This window comes from Aggregatibacter sp. (assembly GCF_057314075.1).
In genome coordinates, this window is record NZ_DBHLAR010000004.1 from 171215 (window position 1) to 188538 (window position 17324).

10 protein-coding genes are annotated in these 17324 nt (G+C 41.1%); 9 read left to right on the forward strand and 1 reads right to left on the reverse strand.

Annotation, left to right across the window (positions count from 1 at the left end; genetic code table 11):
• Nucleotides 1-46: 46 nt before the first annotated feature.
• Nucleotides 47-2512, forward strand: coding sequence for a glycogen/starch/alpha-glucan phosphorylase (locus tag ACO5E4_RS02540; protein WP_485861973.1), 2466 nt, complete (start codon nt 47-49; stop codon nt 2510-2512).
• A 176-nt stretch (nt 2513-2688) separates the two neighbouring features.
• On the opposite strand, the gene ACO5E4_RS02545 is transcribed toward ACO5E4_RS02540, so the two are convergent.
• Nucleotides 2689-3297 (reverse strand): VTT domain-containing protein, encoded by a 609-nt coding sequence (locus ACO5E4_RS02545; RefSeq protein ID WP_314955293.1) that lies wholly within the window; start codon nt 3295-3297, stop codon nt 2689-2691.
• A gap of 215 nt (nt 3298-3512) precedes the next feature.
• Between ACO5E4_RS02545 and rplY the strand changes: the two genes are divergently transcribed.
• The 8 genes from rplY to mukB all read left to right on the forward strand — a co-directional run bounded on the left by rplY (nt 3513) and on the right by mukB (nt 17313).
• The gene (gene rplY, locus ACO5E4_RS02550) at nt 3513-3800 is read left to right on the forward strand and encodes a 50S ribosomal protein L25 (protein ID WP_048750356.1); all 288 of its coding nucleotides are present in this window, start codon (nt 3513-3515) and stop codon (nt 3798-3800) included.
• Between the two features lie 132 nt (nt 3801-3932).
• Complete coding sequence (locus tag ACO5E4_RS02555) at nt 3933-4514, forward strand: hypothetical protein (protein ID WP_048750357.1); 582 nt, start codon at nt 3933-3935, stop codon at nt 4512-4514.
• Nucleotides 4515-4734: 220 nt separating this feature from the next.
• Nucleotides 4735-7065, forward strand: a complete 2331-nt coding sequence (locus tag ACO5E4_RS02560) for an autotransporter outer membrane beta-barrel domain-containing protein (protein WP_485861974.1) — start codon at nt 4735-4737, stop codon at nt 7063-7065.
• A gap of 159 nt (nt 7066-7224) precedes the next feature.
• Nucleotides 7225-9537 carry an autotransporter family protein gene (locus tag ACO5E4_RS02565; RefSeq protein ID WP_485861975.1) on the forward strand — a complete coding sequence of 771 codons (2313 nt, stop codon included), beginning with the start codon at nt 7225-7227 and terminating at the stop codon, nt 9535-9537.
• A gap of 117 nt (nt 9538-9654) precedes the next feature.
• Entirely contained in the window at nt 9655-10533 is an 879-nt protein-coding gene (locus tag ACO5E4_RS02570; protein WP_485861976.1) for a D-alanyl-D-alanine carboxypeptidase family protein, read from the forward strand.
• A 135-nt stretch (nt 10534-10668) separates the two neighbouring features.
• Nucleotides 10669-11991: a chromosome partition protein MukF gene (gene mukF, locus ACO5E4_RS02575; protein WP_485861977.1), complete on the forward strand. Its 1323-nt coding sequence runs from the start codon at nt 10669-10671 to the stop codon at nt 11989-11991.
• A gap of 88 nt (nt 11992-12079) precedes the next feature.
• Nucleotides 12080-12820: a chromosome partition protein MukE gene (mukE, locus tag ACO5E4_RS02580; protein ID WP_485861978.1), complete on the forward strand. Its 741-nt coding sequence runs from the start codon at nt 12080-12082 to the stop codon at nt 12818-12820.
• On the forward strand, nt 12820-17313 hold the full coding sequence (gene mukB / locus ACO5E4_RS02585; protein WP_485861979.1) for a chromosome partition protein MukB: 4494 nt from the start codon (nt 12820-12822) through the stop codon (nt 17311-17313). Before mukE ends, mukB begins: the two co-directional genes overlap by 1 nt.
• Nucleotides 17314-17324 lie beyond the last annotated feature (11 nt).

The following is a 17324-nucleotide window of genomic DNA, read 5'->3' on the forward strand; positions in this document are numbered from 1 at the left end:
AATGATTAAAATTCATCCGCTTTTCATTTACTGAGGATGTTTTCTTATGATAATGGATAATTTTGATTCTCCATTCCTGTACAATCGACCTGAAGTCAATGTTGATTCATTGAAAAAAACGATTGTTTATAAACTGATTTTTTTAATTGGTCGGTCTCCTAAAGAGGCGAGCCAACGAGATTGGCTCAATGCCACGTTATACGCGGTGCGGGATTTCGTCACCGAGGGTTGGATCACCACCGCGCGTGAAGCCAGATCTGAAGACGCACGCCGTGTGTATTATTTATCAATGGAATTTCTGATTGGTCGTACGTTATCCAATGCCATGATTGCAGAAGGATTGTACGACATCGCCAAAGAAGCCCTTTCCGAATTAAACGTTGATTTAGAAGAGATTATTGAAAAAGAAGTGGATCCGGGCTTAGGTAACGGTGGGTTAGGTCGTTTAGCCGCCTGTTTCATGGATTCTATTGCCACTTTAGGCTTACCGGGCATGGGCTACGGTATTCGTTATGAATACGGAATGTTCCGTCAAAAAATTGAAGACGGACAACAAGTTGAACGTCCGGATGCGTGGTTAGAAAAAGGCGCGCCTTGGGAATTTATTCGTCCATCTAAACGTTTCACCGTTTCTTTCGGCGGTAACATTCATTTTGAAGACAAAAAATGTATTTGGAATAAAGGCGAAGAAGTGACCGCACTTGCTTATGACCAAGTGATTCCGGGCTATCAAAATGACTCTGCCGCCACATTACGTTTGTGGGCTGCTCATGCCGGCGAACTGTTTAACTTAGAAGATTTTAACCGAGGTCAACACATTGCAGCGGTGGAAAGCCGTGCTTCCATTAAGAATCTTTCCCGTGTGCTTTATCCGGATGATTCCACTTGGAACGGTCGTGAATTACGTTTGCGTCAAGAATATTTCTTGGTTTCTGCATCATTGCAAGACATTATCCGCCGTCATAAACGCACACATAGCAGTTTGGAAAATTTAGCGGATAAAGTGGCAATTCATTTAAATGATACCCATCCGGCATTAGCGATTCCGGAATTGATGCGTATTTTAATTGATGAAGAAGGATTTTCATGGCAGAAAGCCTGGGATATGACCCGTCGTATTTTCTCTTATACATGTCACACCTTGATGTCTGAAGCCTTGGAAACCTGGCCGGTGGAAATGATGGCGAAAATCTTACCGCGTCATTTACAGATGATTTTTGAAATTAACGATCATTTCTTGGAATACGTCAAAACCTACATCACTACCGACCTGGATTTCATTCGTCGCGTTTCTTTAATCGAAGAAGGGTATCAGCGCAAAGTGCGCATGGGGTGGTTATCCGTGGTGGGATCACATAAAGTCAACGGTGTTGCGGCAATTCATTCTGATTTAATGGTGACATCGACTTTTGCAGATTTCGCTCGTATTTATCCGGAACGTTTCACTAACGTGACTAATGGGATCACCCCGCGTCGTTGGCTTGCTGTGGCAAATCCACAATTAGCGTCGTTGTTTGATAAATACATCGGTTCTGATTGGCGTTGTGATTTAAGTCAGATCGAAAAATTAAAGCAATACGCGCATGAGGCAGATTTTAAACACGCCATTGCGGATATTAAATTTGCGAATAAAGTGAAATTGGCAAATTATGTGAAGAAAACACTAGACATTGATCTTGATCCCCATGCGTTATTTGACGTTCAAGTGAAACGGATTCACGAATATAAACGTCAAATTTTAAACGTATTGCATATTATTGCCCGTTACAATGCCATGCTGGCGCATCCGGAAAAAGATTGGCAACCTCGTGTGTTTATCTTAGCCGGTAAAGCGGCATCGGCGTATTACGCAGCGAAACAAACCATCCATTTAATTAATGATGTGGCGAATATTATTAATCACGATACCCGTTTGGGTGGCCGCTTAAAAGTGGTCTTCATTCCAAACTACAGTGTTAGTTTGGCTCAATTGATCATTCCGGCTGCAGATATTTCTGAACAAATTTCTTTAGCCGGTACAGAAGCCTCCGGTACCAGTAACATGAAATTTGCGTTAAATGGTGCATTAACCTTGGGGACATTGGATGGGGCGAATGTTGAGATTTTGGAAAATGTCGGCAAAGACCACATCTTTATTTTCGGCAACACCGTTGAACAAGTCGAGAAGTTACGTCGTGATGGTTACCATCCATTTGATTTTTACCAAAATGATGGAGAACTGAGAAACGTTGTAGATCAAATCATTAATGGGTACTTTTCACCGAATGATCCAAATCGTTATCAGCAACTATTACAGGGTTTACAATATCACGATTTCTACCAAGCGTTTGCGGATTTCCGTAGCTATGTAGAAACCCAAAAAAGGGTAGATGAAAAATATAAAAATCGTGATGCATGGATTGACAGCACGATTCAAAATATCGTCAACATGGGGTATTTCTCTTCTGACCGTACCATTAAGGAATACGCTGAAAATATTTGGCACATTAAGCCATTAAATCTCGAGAAGTAGTTTCCCGATAAAATAAACCCCATTCGAATTTGAATGGGGTTTTGTTTTATGGGGTTATAAAGTTAAAGAGAATACGTTTTTTATCCTTACTCATAAATAATGGACGTGATTTATTCGCTCTTTCGCAGCTATTAACAAACTAACATCCAAAATTCTTGAGATTTTGTGACCGCACTTTATGCTTTTTTGCTGACCTTTTTACGTCCTTTGCGCCATTTCCAAACCAAGTAGAGTGCCAAAAGCGCAATTAAAATATAAATAATGGATTGTCCTTTCTTGATTTGTTCATGTAGCCAATCTAAGTTACTTGCCCCCAAATCTCCTAAATAAACCCAAATAGGCACAGAAATAATGGCGGCAAAAAAATCTAATAAAAGAAAGCGAATAAAACTCACGCGACGGGTAATGCCGGCAACCATATAAATGGGGGCGCGTAATCCCGGTAAGAAACGGGCTACAAACAAAACGCGATTACCATATTGTTCAAATTTACTCCGAACCATACGTAAACGATCTAAGGTTAAAAAACGGCGAATAGGGCGGAAACGTAAAATTTTCGTGCCATAAATACGTCCCAACCAATACATCGTGCTATCACCCAAGAGGACGCCAAACAAGCTCACAACCAACATAATATGCACATTGGTATAACCCAAACCGGAAATAACACCACCGGAAACTAAGGTAATGTCTTCCGGAATCGGCACGCCAAAACCACAAATAATCAAAACAAACAGCACGGCAAAATAACCGTAATCACTAAAAAAGCTAATTAAAAATTCCATCGAATACTCTTTAACTCTATAAAAAATAACGCTCTATTTTAGCCCGTTTTTTAGCCTGATATCTAGGAAAATTAACAAGATTTTCGTTTGCTTTAGCGTCACAAATTCATTATAATGCAGCACCTCAAAGTTCATGCTTTGAGCAAATTTTATGGAAATCGCTGGGTCGCCTGCGATTTTTTAATTTTAATCTTTACAATAAAGAGAACATAAAAATGGCATTTAAATTTAACGCTGAAGTTCGTACAGCGCAAGGTAAGGGTGCGAGCCGCCGCCTGCGTCATAACGGTCAAATTCCTGCTATCGTTTACGGTGGTAGCGAAGCACCGGTTTCTATCATCTTAAATCATGATGAAGTTAACAACGCTCAAGCACACGATTCATTCTATTCTGATGTGCTCACCCTAGTTATCGACGGTAAAGAAGTTGCAGTAAAAGTACAAGCAATGCAACGTCACCCGTTCAAACCAAAATTGGTTCACGTTGACTTCAAACGCGTTTAATCATGAAAAACTCCGAAATTCTCGGAGTTTTTTTATATTTAAATATTGAACGAATCATTGCATGCTATGTCTAATGCCCCGTCTTTTGCTCGTAATAGAGTAATTTTCATCAACAATTAATAAGGATTTTTCATGAACAAATTTACAAAAATTAGCGCTACCGCATTATTGGCTCTTTTCTTAACAGCTTGCGACAAACCGGCAGACAAAGCACCAGAAGCGAAACCGGAAGCAGCACAAACACAAGCCGCATCAGAAGTAAAAGTAGATGAAAAGGGTGATTATCAAAAATTAGTCGATTGGAACAAGGCACAAGAACAAACACAGTTACAATCACAACAAAAATTCCAACAAGATTTGGTGGCTGCAGTTCAAGCTCAAGATGAGAATAAAGTGAAAGAAGCGATTGAAACATTTAATCAATCAGTAAAAGATACAATTACAAGCTTAGATGCATTAGATGTAAAAGCCGAATCAATTAAATCTATCAAAGAGCAAACCAAAAATGTATTAAGCTTGGCGAGTGGTTTATTGGTTGATCAAGCTAATATGAGTTTCACTAACCCGACACAAACACCGGAGCAACAAAAAGCTTATGCTGAAAAAGCTGAAGCATTAAGAAATGCGATGGCCGAGTTACAAAAACAAAGTATCGAATTAGAACAAAAATTTAATCCTGCACCGGTCGCAGCACCAGCACAAGACGCCAAATAATATTCTGACTTATTTATCTAAAAATAAATTGCCTTATTGTTCCGCAGTAAGGCGATTTTTTATATGAAATATACCTTGAAAAATTACCGCACTTTTTTGATTTAATTAGAAAAGCGTGGTGAGTTTTTTGTCAGTTTTTTCGAAACAATTCTTTGATTTGTGTTGGGGTATATGCCGTGCTAAAATTCGAGCCCTGTTTAATTAAAAACGAGGATATAAAATGGAATTCAAACTAAATAAACTTACATTAGTTTTATTATCAGCTCCGCTTATTGCTAATGCGAGCATCACTCATAACGGAAGTGAATATAATCTTCTTCCTTCTAATCTGGCTACAAATATAACCGATAATCAAGAGCACACTATAAATGGGCCTTTATCTATTGGGGAAGGTGGTCGAACAACCCCAACCGGACAAGCCAATGGCGAAATGACCATCGACAATGGTTCCAAATTAAACTCTACAGATGCAGTTTATATTGGGAATCAAAACAATGACGGTTTCGGTGGTAAATTGACTGTCACTGGTGCTGGAAGTGAATTAAATGTAGGCGGGGTATTAAATATCGGTAACTACAGTAATGCGAATCTCTCTATTTTAGAGGGTGGAAAGGTGACCTCAACATTTCATGGTGCTCCTAACGCGCCTCACTTTTGGGGATGGTTTCTTCATAATGGAACGGCTCGAACAGCGATTAACACATCAATTGTTATTGATGGTGAAGGTTCAGAACTTTCTTATCATAAAGACTCATTAATTCGTGTAGTGGGCGGAGGTCACAAGGCAACAACCCTCGATTTGTTGATTTCTAATGGTGGTAAACTCAGCACAGGTGTGTTGCAATTAGAATATGGCACAGCCAATATCCAAATTGGGAACAAAAGTAAAGGTGGAACGCTAGATGTTAGACGTTTTGCTATTGGTCGTGCAGATGTAAAATTCACCTTTGACCAAAATGATATGTTTAATTTTGCCTCTATTATTCATACTCATCCATCCCTGGCAGAGTCTCATGTTAATTTCGTACAAAGTGGTTCTGGCACAACCTTATTTGCACCAATAAGCATGAAAAATGTAAATTCTAAGGTAGATATTACTGATGGTACATTAAAAGTCGGTAGAAATAATGCCTTCGGTGATGATTCTGTTACCACTGAAGTGAATATTGGTGAGAAAGGTACATTAGCGTTAAACAATTTTAATGCCTCTGTTAGCACCATTAACAATCAAGGTACACTTGATCTTACTTCAGATAATGCGGATAAAAAGCTTACTGTTCGTGGCGACTACAGTGGTAACGGTAAACTATTAGTAAAAACAATTTGGAATAATGCTAATAACTCTTCTGATGTGCTAGATATTCAAGGCACTGCAACAGGTAATACCGTTGTTTCTACCTTAACCGGTTTCATTGAAGGCGATGTGCTTCGTCAAGCGAATAGAGATATTTATTCTGCAGATGTAGTTAAAGTTGCTGATACAGATCATTCAGGCACCTTTACCGGCACAGCGAAAACAACTAATGCAGGTGAGGCACAATTAGCTAAAAAAGATGCTAATACTTATGCATGGACCTTAAAAGCACTCGATCAAAATATTTATATTGAGCCAGCTACTGCTTATATTCAAATGCCTCGTGTCAACATGGAATTAGGTTATAGCGTGTTGGATACCTTACATCAACGTCGTGGTGAAATTAGCCAATCGCCAAATTCTTCCGTTTGGGCGCGTGTTTCCGGTAAACGTTTAGAAACCGAGGGTCGTACCCGTTTAGACGTTGACAGCTCACAATATGTCGCACAAGTGGGTTATGATTTTAACCGTAGCGAAATGCAAAATGGTCTGCCGCAATCTCTAAGTGGGGTATATTTTGCTTATTCTCGTGCAGATAGCCGTTTCTACGACCAATATCGTGCTGAAAACGGCGTTGTAGCTGCGGATAAATATACCGGTAAAGGTAAAACAACAGCAGCAAACATCGGTGTATATCACTTATACCGTGCAGTAAATGATGCTTACGTGGATACAGTGGCTCAATTCTCTTACTTAACTAACAAATACAATTTTGTATCTAATCCAGAAGTAAGACAACATGGTTGGAGCGGTGCACTATCTGTTGAGGGTGGTCACAGCTTTGCATTGGGCAACTCCAACTGGCGTATTGAACCTCAAACCCAATTGATTTACCAACGCTTAAAACTTCAATCGTTCTATCATGATGCAGATCGTCGTGTTGAACAAGGTACTGATAACAACTTACGTGGACGTATCGGTGTGCGTTTAAGCCACAGCAAAGACTTCCAACGTAACCCAACCGTGTATTTTGTTGCAAACGTATGGCATGATTTTGTTACTGCAAAATCTGTCTTAATCGGTGACACCAAATATAACGAAAATGATGCCCGCACTTGGTTAGAGGGTGGTGCAGGTTTAAATGTGCCATTCGGTAACCACGCTATTCATGCTGATCTTCGTTTAGAACATTCTCTAGGCAATAAAGGTAACCGTTCCGGTGCGAAAGCCGTGTTAGGTTATAGCTACGCTTGGTAATTCAAATAACAAATATATAAAACAAAAACCACCTTCTTCTGAAGGTGGTTTTTTATTAGATGTTTTGGTTCTTATAATATGGTTGCTAATTTGTTTCAGCAATAAAAAAGTGATATGATCGCGCCCCGTCTTAATTCTGAGACAGAGAGGAAAAAAACTATGAAATTTAAACTTAATAAACTTACGTTGCTTATATTAGCCGCGCCATTGGCTGCGAATGCAAGCGTTACTTGGTCAGGGACTAATGACGGAATTCCGGAAACCCTTGGGAAAGTAAACCCAGATACGGTTAACGGCTTAGTTCAAGTTGGTAGTGGTAATGGTAATGAAGGTAATCTTAGAATTGATGGGGGCTCTGTTGTAAATATACAAGGGACATTACATATAGCCAACCATCGCCAGTCTAAAGGAACTGTTGTCGTTGACGGGCAAGGCAGTAAACTCATTGTAACCAGTGATGCCAATAATCCAATGAATATCGGTAACTTTGGTAGTGGTAATTTATATGTTTCCAATGGTGGGCAGGTAATCGGTGAATTTGAAGGGACTGAACCGACACCTCACTTTTGGGGATGGCTTCGTGATACCCCGGAAGATGTCACCAATACGGTAATTTCAGTTACTGGTAAAGGTTCATTGCTTCAGTACCCGAAAAACGCCGAAATTCGTGTTGCCGCAAGTGATTGGAGCTCTAAAACCAATACTGTTAATGTATTAGTTGCAGATGAAAGTAAACTTACTGCGGGGACATTAAGAGTAGGAAATGGTACAACCAACATCCAAATTGGTGATAACAACAAAGCAGGCACGTTTGATGTAGAAAAAATTAAACTTGAAGAGAATCCTCAAAAGGTCAAATTTGATTTCGCACAAACAGATGATTTTAACTTCACGCCTGAAATGACCTCAGCTTCCCCTACTACTAAGATTGTTGACTTTGTTCAAAGAGGGAGTGGCACCACTTTATTTGCCCCAAGAAGTATGAATAAAATTAATTCTAATATAGGTATTACAAACGGTACATTAAAAGTTGGTAGAGATGATGCCTTTGGGGATAATTCCGTTACTAGTAATGTTAATATTGGTGAGAACGGTAAATTAGCATTAAACAACTTTAATGCAACAGTGACCAACCTAAATAACAAAGGTACGCTTGATCTCACTTCAGATAATGCAAATAAAACCCTAACTGTTGAAGGCGACTATCATTCTGATGGCGGTAAATTAATCGTGAAAACGACTTGGAATAATAACAATAGTAGTAGTTCTGATACTTTACATATTAAAGGTAAAGCAACAGGCCATACCGTTATTTCAACCCAAAATGGTTTTATTGAAGGAGATGTACTTCGTCAAGCAAGAGAGAATATTTATTCCGCAGATATCATTAAAATTGACAATCCGAATCATCAAGCAACCTTTAGTGGTACAGCTAAAACCAGAAATGCTGATGAAGCGCAGTTAACCAAGAAAAATGGCACAACTTATGCTTGGACCTTAAAAGTACTTGGTCATGATATTTATATCGAGCCGGCCACCGCGTATATCCAAATGCCTCGTGTCAACATGGAATTAGGTTATAGTGTGTTGGATACCTTACATCAACGTCGTGGTGAAATTAGCCAATCACCAAATTCTGCTGTCTGGGCGCGTGTTTCCGGTAAACGTTTAGAAACCGAGGGTCGTACCCGTTTAGATGTTGATAGCTCTCAATATGTCGCACAAGTAGGTTATGACTTTAACCGTAGCGAAATGCAAAATGGTCTGCCACAATCTCTAAGTGGTGTATATTTTGCTTACTCTCGTGCAGATAGCCGTTTCTACGACCAATATCGTGCTGAACACGGTGAGATTCTTGCAGATAAATATAGCGGTAAAGGTAAAACCACTGCGGCAAATATCGGTGTATATCACTTATACCGAGCACCAAATAATGCCTATGTGGACACAGTGGCTCAATTTTCTTACTTAACTAATAAATACAACTTTGTATCTAATCCGGCAGTAAGACAACATGGTTGGAGCGGTGCACTATCTGTTGAGGGTGGTCACAGCTTTGCATTGGGCAACTCCAACTGGCGTATTGAACCTCAAACCCAATTGATTTACCAACGCTTAAAACTTCAATCGTTCTATCATGATGCAGATCGCCGTGTTGAACAAGGTACTGATAATAACTTACGTGGACGTATCGGTGTGCGTTTAAGCCACAGTAAAGATTTCCAACGTAACCCAACCGTGTATTTTGTTGCAAACGTATGGCATGATTTTATGACCGCAAAATCCGTTTTAATCGGTGATAAAAAATATGGCGAAAATGACGCCCGCACTTGGGTGGAAGGTGGCGCAGGTTTAAATGTACCATTCGGTAACCACGCCATTCATGCTGATCTTCGTTTAGAACATTCTCTAGGCAGTAAAGGTACCCGTTCCGGTGCGAAAGCCGTGTTAGGTTATAGCTACGCTTGGTAATTTAAATAACGAATATATAAAAACAAAAACCACCTTCTGTTGAGGGTGGTTTTTTATTTAATCTGACTTTGAAAAACTGATAGAATAGTGCTGTTGCTTACTTCTTTGAATCATCCTATGTTATCAAAAACCTTGCCTTTATTATTTTTGCTACCCACTGTTGCCGCTGCGCAATCTTATGTTGTGTATGATTTTACCCACAATAAAATATTGGAAAGCAACTCTGCCCATAGCGTACGCCCCATTGCTTCTGTGACCAAACTAATGACAGCAAATGTGTTTTTGGAACATAACAAAAATGCCCGTTGTACGGCCTCAATTACTGCTGAAGATACGGACTACATTAAAGGCACAAGTACAAAATTGCCCAAAAACACGCCGATATCTTGTAATGAATTATTGAAAGCCATGCTGGTACATTCCGATAATTATGCCGCGCACGCTTTATCCCGTTCAGCCGGCATGAGCCGTTCGCAATTCATCCAAAAAATGAATGAAAAGGCGAGAATACTCGGTATGACATCAACCCGTTTTATCGACAGTTCCGGTTTATCTAATGGCAATGTGTCCAGCGTAATGGATTTGGTGAAACTGGCTAAATATTCCTTAAATAAGGCGGAAATTAAACGTCTTTCCAATATTTCGTCCACCTATATTCAAACAGGAAAGCGCAATATTTTTGTGAAAAACACCAATAAACTCGTGCGTGACGAAATATTTAGTGCAGCGATCAATAAAACCGGCTATATCCGTGAATCAGGATACAATTTGGTGTTCGTCAATAAAGTGCCTTGTAATCGAGCGACCATCGGCGTGATAAGCCTCAATAATGTCTCTTCAGCATATCGTTCCAGTTTTACTAAAAGTAAATTGGAAAAATACGGTTGTACCGCATTAAATAGCAAAGTGCTGAGAGATTTTGTCGAGGATATGCAGTATGAAGAAGGCTATGATGAAGAAGGCATGAACGAGTTAATTAAAAAACTCGCGGGTTAAATTCAAAGTTATAATTTACCTAAAAAAAGCATTATTTTTTTGACCGCACTTTCCATTTTCAAGCTGTTAGAAAAGGCAAATTCCTGTATAATTCCCACAATTTTTTGTTGAAATTAACCTGTTGTGAGATCCCTCATGCTTGACACATCACAAACCATTCCCGAACTGGTCTCCTGGGCGAAAGAACGTGAGTTTTCCTTAAATTTGCCGACGGAACGTTTGGCATTTTTATTGGCGATTGCCATTTATAACAATGAATGTTTTGACGGCGAAATGTTAGAAGCTGATTTAGTCGATATTTTCCGTCACATTTCTACCGCCTTTGAACAATCTCAAGAAACAATTGCCGTTCGCGCGAATAACGCGATTAATGAACTGGTTAAACAACGTTTTCTTAACCGTTTTAGCAGTGAATTTACCGAAGGTTTAGCGATTTATCGCTTAACGCCGTTGGGTGTTGGTGTATCCGATTATTACATTCGTCAACGTGAATTTTCAGCCTTACGTCTTTCCGTTCAACTTTCCATTGTGGCCGATGAAATCCAACGTGCCTCTGATGCCGCTGAAGAAGACGGTGATGAGCATTATTGGCGTCGCAATGTGTTTGCGCCGTTGAAATATTCCGTTGCAGAAATTTTTGACAGCATTGATTTGTCACAACGCGTAATGGATGAAAATCAACAAAGCATTAAAGAAGATATCGCCGCCTTGTTAACCAAAGATTGGCAAGCCGCAATTTCCAGTTGTGAACAATTATTAGATGAAACCTCCGGCAATTTACGGGAATTACAAGACACCTTAAATGCTGCCGGTGACAAATTACAGGCGCAGTTATTGCGTATTCAAGATTGTGTGATCGGTCGCCAAGAATTGTATTTTATCGAACAATTAATCATTGATTTGCAAGCCAAGCTAGACCGCATTATCAGTTGGGGACAACAAGCTATCGATTTGTGGATCGGCTACGACCGCCACGTACATAAATTTATCCGTACCGCCATTGATATGGATAAAAATCGTGTCTTTTCACAACGTCTCCGCAATTCTATTCATCATTATTTCGACAACCCTTGGTTCTTGTGGACAGCGCAAGCAGAGCGTTTAGTTGATTTGCGCGATGAAGAATTAGCGCTGCGTGAAGAAGATGCCTTGGGCGAATTGCCGGAAGAATTACAATTTGAATCTTTAGCCGATATTCGCGAAAAAATCGTCGAACACATGCAAGGCTTATTAATTGATTACCGCGAACAAAATCTCCCGATTAATTTAAGTTTAATGTTGAAGCAACAATTAGAAAATTATCCATTGGCACAACATTTTGATGTGGCGCGAATTATCGTGGATCAGGCTGTGCGTTTAGGTATTGCAGGCGATGACTTGGCTGGTATCTATCCGCACTGGACAGAAATTAACGATTACGGCGCAGAAGTTCAGGCGCATATCATTGATAAATATTAAAAGTGCGGTCGAAAACCTACGCGTTTTTAAGTCGTCTCTATCGCACGAACAAGACAATAACAGAGCAATTCAGTTAGAGAAAAAAATAATGACAGACAACCTTCAAGATGTAATTTCACCGAAATTGGCAGCTGCCATTGCCAACCCGTTATTTCCCGCTGTGGACAGCCAGTTGCGTTCCGGCAAACATATCGGCACAGAACATTTAGATAACCACGCTTTTTTACTTGATTTTCAAACGGAACTGGATCTGTTCTATCGTCGCTATAACGTCGAACTGATTCGTGCCCCGGAAGGTTTTTTCTATTTACGCCCGAAAGCGACAACACTCATTGCCCGTTCTGTGTTAACCGAATTGGAAATGTTAGTGGGTAAGGTGTTGTGTTATTTGTATTTAAGCCCGGAGCGACTAGCTCAACAAGGTATTTTTAGTACTCAGGAAGTGTATGACGAATTGCTGAATTTAGCGGATGAAAGCAAATTGCTAAAAGCGGTGAATCAACGTTCTAGCGGTTCCGATTTGGATAAACAAAAATTGGCAGAAAAAGTGCGTGCGGCAATCGGTCGCTTGCGCCGTTTAGGCATGATTTATACCGTAGGCGAACCAAACAGCGGAAAATTTACCATTTCTGAATCAGTATTCCGTTTTGGTGCGGAAGTACGTGCCGGTGATGACCCGATTGAAGCACAATTACGCTTAATTCGCGATGGTGAAGCGGCAACGCCACAATCTTTACAAGCTGAAAAAGCAGCATTACAACGCGATACAGAAAGCACTGAAAACGATACTGACGTTGAAGACGAATTCATAGAAGAGGAACAAGAATAATGACTGAAGAATTATCTCTGGAAAATGAAGTAATGGATACGGTATCCTCTGATGTAGCGCCGGTTATCTTTAACCAAAACAGTGGAGTAGAACGCGGTAAATTCCGTTCTTTAACACTCATCAACTGGAACGGTTTCTTTGCCCGTACCTTTGATTTAGACGAATTGGTGACCACACTTTCCGGTGGTAACGGTGCTGGTAAATCTACGACCATGGCCGGATTTGTGACAGCGTTGATTCCGGACTTAACCTTATTGCACTTCCGTAACACCACGGAAGCCGGTGCCACAAGCGGTTCGCGTGATAAAGGTTTACATGGTAAATTGCGTCCGGGCGTGTGTTACGCGGCGTTGGATACCATCAACTCCCGTCATCAACGAATTATTGTGGGTGTCCGTCTGCAACAGGTGGCAGGGCGTGATAAAAAAGTGGATTTAAAAACCTTTTCTATTCAAGGCGTAGAATTATCTGTCAATCCGACCGCACTTTTCACCGAAACCATTAACGAACGTCAAGCGCGCGTACTGACGTTAAATGAACTAAAAGACAAGGTTGAGCAGGGTGGTGCCCAATTTAAACAATATCACTCCATCACCGATTACCACGGCATGATGTTTGATTTGGGGATTATTCCAAAACGCTTACGTTCTTCTTCAGACCGCAGCAAATTCTATAAACTTATCGAAGCCTCTTTATACGGCGGTATTTCCAGTGCCATTACCCGTTCCTTGCGGGATTATTTATTGCCGGAAAACTTAGGCGTGAAAAAAGCCTTCCAAGACATGGAAAGTGCGTTACGTGAAAACCGTATGACGTTGGAAGCCATTAAAGTCACCCAAGCAGATCGCGATTTATTCAAGCATTTAATCACCGAATCCACTAATTATGTGGCGGCGGATTATATGCGAAATGCCAACGAGCGTCGTGGCAATATTGAAACCGCATTAAATTTCCGTCAGGAGTGGTATAAAGCCAAGTCTGAACAGAATTTATCACAACATCGTTTGGTTGAATTAAGTCGTGAAGCCGCCGAGTTAGCCGAAAGTGAAAGAGTCCTCGAAGTGGATCACCAAAGTGCGCTTGATCACTTGAATTTGGTGTTAAATGCGTTACGCCATCAAGAAAAAATTTCTCGTTATCAAGAAGATGTCAGTGAACTGACCGAGCGTTTGGAAGAGCAAAAAATGGTGGTTGAAACCGCCAACGAACAATTGGAAGAAAGTCAGGCGCAATTTGAACAAACAGAACAAGAAGTTGATAACCTGCGTTCCCAATTAGCAGATTATCAGCAAGCTCTTGATGCACAACAAACTCGCACATTGCAATATCAGCAAGCCATTCAAGCCTTAGAAAAAGCCAAGACCTTGTGCGGATTAGCCGATTTATCGGTAAAAAATGTGGATGCGTACCATGAAGAATTTGAAGCGCAAGCGGAAGCATTGACGGATAACGTGCTTGAACTAGAGCAAAAGATGTCTATTTCCGAAGCAGCGAAAACACAATTTGATAAAGCTTATCAATTGGTTTGTAAAATCGCTGGAGAAGTGCCACGTTCTACCGCGTGGGAAAGTGCCAAAGAATTGTTACGCGAATATCCGACACAAAAACTCCAAGCGCAACAAACGCCGCAATTACGCGCTAAGTTACATGAATTAGAACAACGCTTAAATCAACAACAAAGTGCGGTGAGATTATTAAATGATTTTAATCAACGTGCGAATCAAAGCTTAGAAACGGCGGATGAATTGGAAGCGTTTTATGGCGATCAAGAAGCCTTAATTGAGGATTTATCTACCGAACTTTCTGATCTAGTTGAGCAACGTTCAACGCTACGTCAAAAACGTGAAAATTTGACCGCACTTTATGATGAAAACGCACGTAAAGCGCCAGCTTGGTTAACAGCGCAAGCCGCATTGGAACGCTTGCAGGAGCAAAGCGGAAAACAATTCGCAGACAGTCAGGATGTGATGAATTTCATGCAATCACAGCTGACCAAAGAGCGCGAATTAACCATGGCACGCGACCAGCTAGAACTTCAACGTCAGCAATTAGACGAGCAAATTAGCCGTTTAAGTCAGCCGGATGGTTCGGAAGATGCCCGTTTGAATGTGCTGGCAGAACGTTTTGGTGGCGTGTTGCTGTCTGAATTATACGATGATGTGCCGATCGAAGATGCGCCTTATTTCTCTGCCTTATACGGCCCAGCACGCCACGCTATTGTTGTACGTGATTTGAATGCGGTGAAAGAGCAACTCGCTAATTTAGAAGATTGCCCGGAAGATTTGTATTTAATCGAGGGCGATCCGGCGGCATTTGACGACAGCGTACTGTCCGCGCAAGAGTTAGAGCTTGGTGTGGTCGTTCAGGTGTCCGATCGTGAATTACGTTATTCCAAATTCCCTGAAATTCCGTTGTTCGGCCGTGCGGCTCGTGAAAAACATTTGGAAGAATTACAGGCTAAACGTGAGGAAGTGGCGGAGCAGTACGCGCAACGTGCTTTTGACGTACAAAAATGCCAGCGTTTACATGAGAATTTTAGCCAGTTTGTTGGCCTGCATTTAGCCTTGGCATTCCAAGCCAATCCGGAACAACTGATGGCGCAGACCAATCAACAACGCAATGAAATTGAACGTGAGCTTAATCAATTGGTGATCGGCGAGCAACAAATTCGTCTTCGTTTAGATGATGCGAAAGAAAGAATGCAGTTGTTGAATAAATTAATTCCGCAATTGCCATTATTGGCTGATGATAGCTTAATTGATCGCATTGAAGAATGCCGTGAGCAATTAGATTTGGCAGAGCAGGATGAATTATTTATCCGTCAGCACGGTGTCACGTTGTCACAATTAGAACCGATTGCTAACACGTTGCAAAGCGACCCGGAAAATTACGAACATTTAAAAGCCGATTATGAACAAGCCATTCAGCTACAAAAACAAGTGCAACAAAAAGTCTTTGCCTTGGCGGATGTGGTGCAACGTAAAGCGCATTTCAATTATGCGGAAAGCGTACAAACGGAAACCTCTGAATTAAACGAACAATTACGCGCGCGTTTAGAACAAATGCAGCAACAACGTGAAATTCAGCGCGAACAATTACGTCAGGTTCAAGCGCAATATGCTCAGTACAATCAAGTGTTGATTCAATTGCAAAGTTCTTTCAACAGTAAAAATCAAATGTTGCAGGAATTGATGCAAGAAATTAGTGAATTGGGTGTGCGTGCTGATGATGGGGCGGAAGAGCGTGCCAAAATTCGTCGTGACGAGTTATATCAACAACTTTCTACTAATCGCCAACGCCGTTCTTACATTGAAAAACAACTCACCCTTATTGAAAGCGAAGCGGAAAATCTGACTCGTCGTATTCGTAAAGCAGAACGTGATTATAAAACCCAGCGTGAGTTGGTGACGGCGGCGAAAATGAGTTGGTGTGTGGTGCTTCGTTTATCCCGTAATTCTGATGTAGAAAAACGTTTAAATCGTCGTGAATTGGCCTATTTATCCGCAGATGAATTGCGTTCCATGTCAGATAAAGCGCTAGGTGCGTTGCGTACGGCAGTTGCTGACAACGAATATCTGCGTGATGCTTTGCGTTTATCAGAAGATAGCCGTAAACCGGAAAATAAAGTGCGGTTCTTTATCGCCGTATATCAACATCTGCGCGAACGTATTCGTCAGGATATTCTGAAAACCGATGACCCGATTGATGCAATTGAACAAATGGAAATCGAGCTTTCCCGCTTAACGGAAGAATTGACCGGCCGTGAACAAAAATTGGCGATCAGTTCTGAAAGTGTAGCGAATATCATGCGTAAAACCATTCAACGTGAACAAAATCGCATTCGTATGCTAAACCAAGGTCTACAAAATATCGCCTTTGGTCAGGTGAAATCGGTACGTTTGGTGGTAAATATTCGTGATACGCATGCCATGTTGTTGGATGCGTTATCCGGCAATCAGTCTGATTATCAAGATCTGTTCAGCGATAACCGCATGACTTTCTCTGAGGCAATTGCGAAACTATATCAACGTCTCAACCCGCATATCGATGTGGGGCAACGCACTGCGCAAACTATCGGTGAAGAATTATTGGATTACCGTAATTACCTTGACTTAGAAGTGGAAGTTTACCGTGGCGCAGATGGTTGGTTGCGCGCAGAAAGCGGCGCATTATCCACTGGGGAAGCTATCGGTACCGGTATGTCCATCCTCTTAATGGTGGTACAAAGCTGGGAAGAAGAAAGCCGTCGTATCCGCGGCAAAGACATCGTGCCGTGCCGTTTATTATTCCTAGATGAAGCGGCTCGTCTTGATGCGAAATCCATTTCTACTTTATTTGAGCTATGCGAACGCCTGGATATGCAACTATTGATTGCAGCACCGGAAAACATCAGCCCAGAAAAAGGTACCACCTATAAACTGGTGCGTAAAATCTCCGGTAATCACGAACACGTTCATGTGGTCGGATTACGCGGATTCGGCGCAACAGAGTAGTTTAATAAATA

Bases quoted from the DNA above. Each gene is read 5' to 3' on its own strand.
- ACO5E4_RS02540 (WP_485861973.1), top strand. From the start codon at position 47: ATGATAATGGATAATTTTGATTCTCCATTCCTGTACAATCGACCTGAA.
- ACO5E4_RS02560 (WP_485861974.1), top strand. From the start codon at position 4,735: ATGGAATTCAAACTAAATAAACTTACATTAGTTTTATTATCAGCTCCG.
- ACO5E4_RS02555 (WP_048750357.1), top strand. From the start codon at position 3,933: ATGAACAAATTTACAAAAATTAGCGCTACCGCATTATTGGCTCTTTTC.
- rplY (WP_048750356.1), top strand. From the start codon at position 3,513: ATGGCATTTAAATTTAACGCTGAAGTTCGTACAGCGCAAGGTAAGGGT.
- mukB (WP_485861979.1), top strand. From the start codon at position 12,820: ATGACTGAAGAATTATCTCTGGAAAATGAAGTAATGGATACGGTATCC.
- ACO5E4_RS02565 (WP_485861975.1), top strand. From the start codon at position 7,225: ATGAAATTTAAACTTAATAAACTTACGTTGCTTATATTAGCCGCGCCA.
- mukE (WP_485861978.1), top strand. From the start codon at position 12,080: ATGACAGACAACCTTCAAGATGTAATTTCACCGAAATTGGCAGCTGCC.
- ACO5E4_RS02570 (WP_485861976.1), top strand. From the start codon at position 9,655: ATGTTATCAAAAACCTTGCCTTTATTATTTTTGCTACCCACTGTTGCC.
- mukF (WP_485861977.1), top strand. From the start codon at position 10,669: ATGCTTGACACATCACAAACCATTCCCGAACTGGTCTCCTGGGCGAAA.
- ACO5E4_RS02545 (WP_314955293.1), bottom strand. From the start codon at position 3,297: ATGGAATTTTTAATTAGCTTTTTTAGTGATTACGGTTATTTTGCCGTG.